We start from the raw sequence: 5,395 nt of genomic DNA, 5'->3' as shown, positions 1-5,395 counted from the left end.
CTCTTGGCGCATGCCTCAAAGTCGCGTCGTACGAACAAGGCGGCCGCGCGCATCTGGCACAGGGGTTACTGGCCCGAAACAGACGTAGGAGCGAGCGCAGCTCGCGATTGCGCCGCGCGGGCGGCGCTCGATCTCACAGGCGCTGCCATACCTTGTGGCAAACACCTGTCAGCCCTAAGGCGATCCCTGTGGGAGCTGGCTTGCCGGCGATAGGGCCAGTACAGGCTACGAATTACTCGAACAATGCATCCAGGGCCTGCTCCAGCCGGGTCACGGCAATGACCTGCAGCCCCGCTGGCGGCTCCTTCGGCGCATTGCCCTTGGGCACGATCGCCCGCTTGAAGCCGTGCTTGGCCGCTTCCTTCAAGCGCTCCTGCCCGCTTGGCACCGGGCGTACCTCGCCCGACAAGCCGATCTCGCCGAACACCAGCAGGCCATGGGCCAGTGGCCGATTGCGCAGGCTGGACATCACCGCCGCCAGCAGCGCCAGGTCCGAAGCGGTTTCCAGCACCTTGACCCCGCCCACCACATTGAGGAACACGTCCTGGTCGTGGGTGGGTATACCGCCGTGGCGGTGCAGTACCGCCAGCAGCATGGCCAGGCGGTTCTGGTCCAGGCCCAGGGTGACCCGGCGCGGGTTGGCCAGGTGGCTGTCGTCCACCAGCGCCTGCACCTCGACCAGCATGGGCCGGGTGCCTTCCCAGGTGGCCATCACCACGCTGCCCGGCACTTCCTCCTGGGAACGGTTGAGGAAGATCGCCGACGGGTTGGATACCTCCTTCAAGCCGCGGTCGGTCATGCCGAACACGCCCAGCTCGTTGACGGCGCCGAAGCGGTTCTTCACCGCCCGCAGCAAGCGCAGGCGGCCGTCGGACTCGCCCTCGAAATACAACACGGTATCGACCATGTGCTCCAGCACCCGCGGGCCGGCCAGCGAGCCCTCCTTGGTGACATGGCCGACCAGGAAGATGGCCGTGCCGCTCTGCTTGGCATAACGCACCAGCAACGCCGTGCTTTCACGCACCTGGGCAACGCCACCAGGGGCTGACTGCAACTGCTCGGTGAAGATGGTCTGGATGGAGTCGATCACCATTACCCGCGGTTTTTCGACACGTGCCGTGGCAATGATCGTCTCGATGCAGGTTTCGGTCATGACCTTGAGCTTGTCCTGGGGCAGGCCCAGGCGGCGCGAGCGCATGGCCACCTGTTGCTGCGATTCCTCGCCAGTGACATACAGTGCCGGCATGCCCACGGCGATATTGCACAGGGTCTGCAACAGGATGGTCGACTTGCCGATACCGGGGTCGCCACCAATCAGCACCACCGAGCCGTCTACCAGGCCGCCACCCAACACACGGTCGAGCTCGGTGCTGCTGGTGGTGAAACGGGGGATCTCCTCGACGCTGACTTCGGCCAGGGTCTTGATCTGTGCCTGCTGCCCGGTCCAACCGGCGCGGCCACTGCTGGGCGCAGCGGCACCGCCGCTTTCGATCATGGTTTCGACCAGGGTGTTCCAGGCCCCGCATTCACCACACTGGCCGGCCCATTTGGGGAAGGTCGCGCCGCACTCGGTGCAGCCATACATGCGCTTGGCCTTGGCCATGGGTTGGGGTCTCCTGGAAAAATCGCCATGATAGCCGAGCCGCACGTGCCTCGAGCGCTTCGGGATGCGACAAAACTATTCGTTCTAACCGCAGTCAGTTGCCCTGAACACAACGCATGAAGCGTTCAAGTGGCTTACACTGCGTTTACCTCACCTTTTGTTACAAGGATCTAAACATGGGCATGCTCAATGAGTTCAAGGCCTTCGCGGTCAAAGGCAACGTCGTCGACATGGCGGTTGGTATCATCATCGGCGCAGCCTTCGGCAAGATCGTCTCGTCCTTCGTCGGCGACGTGATCATGCCTCCGCTGGGCTTGTTGATTGGTGGTGTGGATTTCAGCGATCTGGCCATTACCCTGAAAGCCGCTCAAGGTGACGTACCGGCGGTGGTGCTGGCCTATGGCAAGTTCATCCAGACCGTGATCGACTTCCTGATCGTGGCCTTCGCCATTTTCATGGGCGTGAAGGCCATCAACCGGCTCAAGCGTGAAGAGGCCGTGGCACCGACTGCCCCGCCAGTGCCTACCCCCCAGGAAACCCTGCTGACCGAGATTCGCGATTTGCTCAAGACGCAGAATCAGAACCGCCTGCCTTGAGGTTGCCGGGCTGCCTTGCAGCCCGCTCCTGCTCGCCGGCACCGGCAGCGCCGGTGCCCAGGCCCAGCGCCTTACCAGTAATTCTCGACCGCCACCTGGCCGGGCCGCTTGCTCAGGCTCAACTGCAGGTCGCGTGCCTTGAGCACCTTGCGTGTCTCGTCGATCATCTCCGGGTTGCCGCACAGCATCACCCGCGAATGCTCGGGGGACAGTTCCAGCCCCGCCGCCCTCTCCAACTCACCGTTCTCGATCAGCGTGGTAATGCGCTGGTTCAGCGCGCCAGGGTGCTGCTCGCGGGTCACCACCGGAATGAACTGCAACTTGCCAGCAAACTCGGCCAGATAATCGCGCTGTTCCAGCCCGGCAATTTCATCCACATAAGCCAGCTCTCTGGCCTCGCGCACCGAATACACCAGTTTGATGCTGTCGAACCGCTCCCAGGCCTCGAAGTCCTGCAGGATCGACATGAACGGCGCAATGCCGGTACCGGTAGCCAGCAGCCACAGGTCGCGGCCGCCGACGAACCGGTCGAGGGTGAGGAAGCCAAACGCCTGGCGGTCTATCAGCAAGGTATCACCTGCCCCCAAGCGGCTCAGCTCACTGGTGAACTCGCCGCCCGGCACCACGATGGAGAAGAAATCCAGGTGCTCGTCATGGGGCGCACTGACCATGGAATAGGCGCGCCATACCACGCTGCCATCGGCCTTGGTGACGCCCAGCCGGGCGAACTGGCCGGAACGGAATCGGAACCCGGCATCGCGCGTAACCCGCAGGCTGAAGAGGTTCGGCGTCAGCGGCTGAACATCGAGCAGGGTCTGGCGGGTGAACTTTTCGGCGCTAGCGGTCATATCGGGCTCCAGGGTTGGCGTGTGCACAGTGTCGCCTAAAGTGCTCGGGATAAAAACCACCGCTTTGTAGGGCCTCACGCCGGGTGCCGGTATGAAAGTCGCAGAGAATGCGGTTGGCTATAGCAAAAAATCCCAACACAACGGTAGGTCTTTTCCTACACTAGTCCTGATTCTCAAACGGATTGAATCCCGCGCCTCAAGGAGTGTTTCAGATGCTTCACTGGAAACCTGAACATCTTGATGCGTTCGTCAGCGAGCGCAGCCCAAAGAAGCTGTTCAACATCGCAGTGCATCTGGCGCAGGACCTGGCCATGCAGTACCTGGGGCTGAACCTGCGCATTCAGATCGCGACCCAGACGCCCAGGCTCTACCTGTACAGCAACTATCCCGATGAATGGATCAGTTGCTATCAGCGCGACGACTTCTACAAGCAGGACTGCGCCGCCCACCTCAGCCACCAGTCGACCCTGCCGGTGCTGTGGACCGACGAGCTCTATCATGAGGCCCCGCACTTTCGCGAAGCAGCCTGCCAACATGGCCTGCGTCACGGTTGGACGCAGTCGCTGCACGACCTGCAACACAACGAGAGCCAGATCAGCGTGGCCCGCCCGGCGGGCAGCATCGACATCAACGAGCTCTACGAGAAGGCCGGCAGTGTGCAGTGGCTGTGCCACACGCTGCATGCCGTGCTCGGCGAACACCATCTGAACGCGTTATGCCCGCCACAACCGAAGATGAGCGCGCGTGAGCTGGAAGTGCTGAAATGGTCCGCCGCTGGCAAGACCGCTGCCGACGTTGCCTGCATTCTGTCGTTGTCGCAAAGCACGGTGAATTTCCATATCCGCAGCGTGATCACCAAGACCAATGCCGCCAACAAGGCTGGCGCCATCGCCATTGCCGCGTTGCGCGGCTGGATCTGACCTTCAGACCTGCGACCCGGGGCAAAGCCCTGTAGAATCGCCTGGCAAAGCCCGGGGCGAACCGCAACGGGCAGTTTCATACCCGAGCCAGACGCCATGCCCCTGTTGACCACCCCTTACGCCGAACTCGACCTGATCCGCCAGCCCGAACAGGCCAACGACCCTTTGCAGGCTTTCGATGCCGCCGACGAATACCTGCTCGCGCAGTTGCACGCGCAGGCACCTGACGCCAACTGCCGGGTGCTGGTGCTCAACGACAGCTTCGGGGCCGTGGCCGCCAGCCTGGCTGGCAAGGTGCAGGTGACCAGCAGCGGCGACTCCCACCTGGCGCACATGGCCCTGGAAAAGAACCTGGCGCGCAATGGCCTGCCGTTCGACAGCGTGCCGTTCGTGCCAGCCAGCGAGCACTGGCAGGGCCCGTTCGACCGGGTGCTGCTGCGCGTGCCTAAAACCCTGGCCCTGCTCGAAGAGCAACTGATTCGCCTGCAGGGGCAGCTGGCCCCCGCTGCGCAGGTGATTGCCGGGGCAATGGTCAAGCACTTGCCACGCGCGGCCGGTGACCTGTTGGAGAAATACATCGGCCCGGTGCAGGCTTCGCTGGCGCAAAAGAAGGCCCGCCTGCTCACCGCGACGCTGGCAGAGCGCCCCCTGGCCCGCTCGCCCTACCCTAGCCGTTACCGCCTGGACACCCCGGCGCTGGAATTGCTCAACCATGCCAACGTGTTCTGCCGTGAAGGCCTGGATATCGGCACCCGGGCGTTCCTGCCGCACCTGCCACGCGACCTCGGCCGCGCGCGGGTAGCAGACCTGGGCTGTGGCAACGGGGTGCTGGCCATTGCCAGTGCCCTGGCCAACCCGGATGCCGAGTACACCTTGGTCGACGAGTCGTACATGGCGGTGCAATCGGCACGGGAGAACTGGCGCGCCGCCTTGGGTGAGCGGCCGGCCACCTTCGAAGCAGCCGACGGCTTGGCCGGGGTCGAAAAACAGTCGCTGGATGTGGTGCTCTGCAACCCGCCGTTCCACCAGCAACAGGTGGTTGGCGATTTTCTTGCCTGGCGCATGTTCCAGCAGGCACGCGAAGCGTTGGTGGTGGGCGGGGCCCTGTACATCGTGGGCAACCGCCACCTGGGCTATCACAGCAAGCTGGCGCGGTTGTTCCGTGGGGTGGAGCAGATAGCGGCTACGCCCAAGTTTGTAATCCTCAAAGCGCGCAAGTAAGCCTGTACCGGCCCTATCGCCGGCAAGCCGGCTCCCACAGGTACTGCACGAGGCGCGAGGCAGATGCGACCCTGTGGGAGATTCTATGGTTTCTGGCAAGGGTAGCCGCAGCATCTTCAGCGCCTGTTAGAGCGAGCGCCGCCTGCGCGGCGCATCGCGAGCTGCGCTCGCTCCTACGTTTGTTTCGGGCCAATTATTAGATCGGAA

General features: G+C 63.3%; 5 protein-coding genes. 3 read left to right on the top strand and 2 right to left on the bottom strand.

Annotation, left to right across the window (positions count from 1 at the left end):
• Window positions 1–232: 232 nt before the first annotated feature.
• A complete protein-coding gene (gene radA / locus B3361_RS06200; protein WP_286920143.1) occupies window positions 233–1,603 on the bottom strand; it encodes a DNA repair protein RadA in 1,371 nt (456 codons plus the stop codon).
• A gap of 176 nt (window positions 1,604–1,779) precedes the next feature.
• Here radA and mscL point away from each other — a divergent pair, with 176 nt between their 5' ends.
• A complete protein-coding gene (gene mscL / locus B3361_RS06195) occupies window positions 1,780–2,199 on the top strand; it encodes a large-conductance mechanosensitive channel protein MscL (RefSeq protein WP_029888025.1) in 420 nt (139 codons plus the stop codon).
• Between the two features lie 71 nt (window positions 2,200–2,270).
• On the opposite strand, the gene B3361_RS06190 is transcribed toward mscL, so the two are convergent.
• Window positions 2,271–3,047 (bottom strand): ferredoxin--NADP reductase, encoded by a 777-nt coding sequence (locus tag B3361_RS06190; RefSeq protein WP_029888026.1) that lies wholly within the window; start codon window positions 3,045–3,047, stop codon window positions 2,271–2,273.
• Window positions 3,048–3,259: 212 nt separating this feature from the next.
• On the opposite strand from B3361_RS06190, the gene B3361_RS06185 reads away from it, so the two are divergent.
• On the top strand, window positions 3,260–3,967 hold the full coding sequence (locus tag B3361_RS06185) for an autoinducer binding domain-containing protein (protein WP_054906273.1): 708 nt from the start codon (window positions 3,260–3,262) through the stop codon (window positions 3,965–3,967).
• A 96-nt stretch (window positions 3,968–4,063) separates the two neighbouring features.
• Window positions 4,064–5,188 (top strand): methyltransferase, encoded by a 1,125-nt coding sequence (locus B3361_RS06180; RefSeq protein WP_054906272.1) that lies wholly within the window; start codon window positions 4,064–4,066, stop codon window positions 5,186–5,188.
• Window positions 5,189–5,395: the final 207 nt, after the last annotated feature.

The organism is Pseudomonas sp. UBA6699, assembly GCF_002454615.1.
GTDB lineage: Bacteria > Pseudomonadota > Gammaproteobacteria > Pseudomonadales > Pseudomonadaceae > Aquipseudomonas > Aquipseudomonas juntendi.
This window is presented reverse-complemented; position numbering and strand designations above follow the sequence as displayed.

Bases quoted from the DNA above. Each gene is read 5' to 3' on its own strand.
- radA (WP_286920143.1), bottom strand. From the start codon at position 1,603: ATGGCCAAGGCCAAGCGCATGTATGGCTGCACCGAGTGCGGCGCGACC.
- B3361_RS06180 (WP_054906272.1), top strand. From the start codon at position 4,064: ATGCCCCTGTTGACCACCCCTTACGCCGAACTCGACCTGATCCGCCAG.
- B3361_RS06185 (WP_054906273.1), top strand. From the start codon at position 3,260: ATGCTTCACTGGAAACCTGAACATCTTGATGCGTTCGTCAGCGAGCGC.
- B3361_RS06190 (WP_029888026.1), bottom strand. From the start codon at position 3,047: ATGACCGCTAGCGCCGAAAAGTTCACCCGCCAGACCCTGCTCGATGTT.
- mscL (WP_029888025.1), top strand. From the start codon at position 1,780: ATGGGCATGCTCAATGAGTTCAAGGCCTTCGCGGTCAAAGGCAACGTC.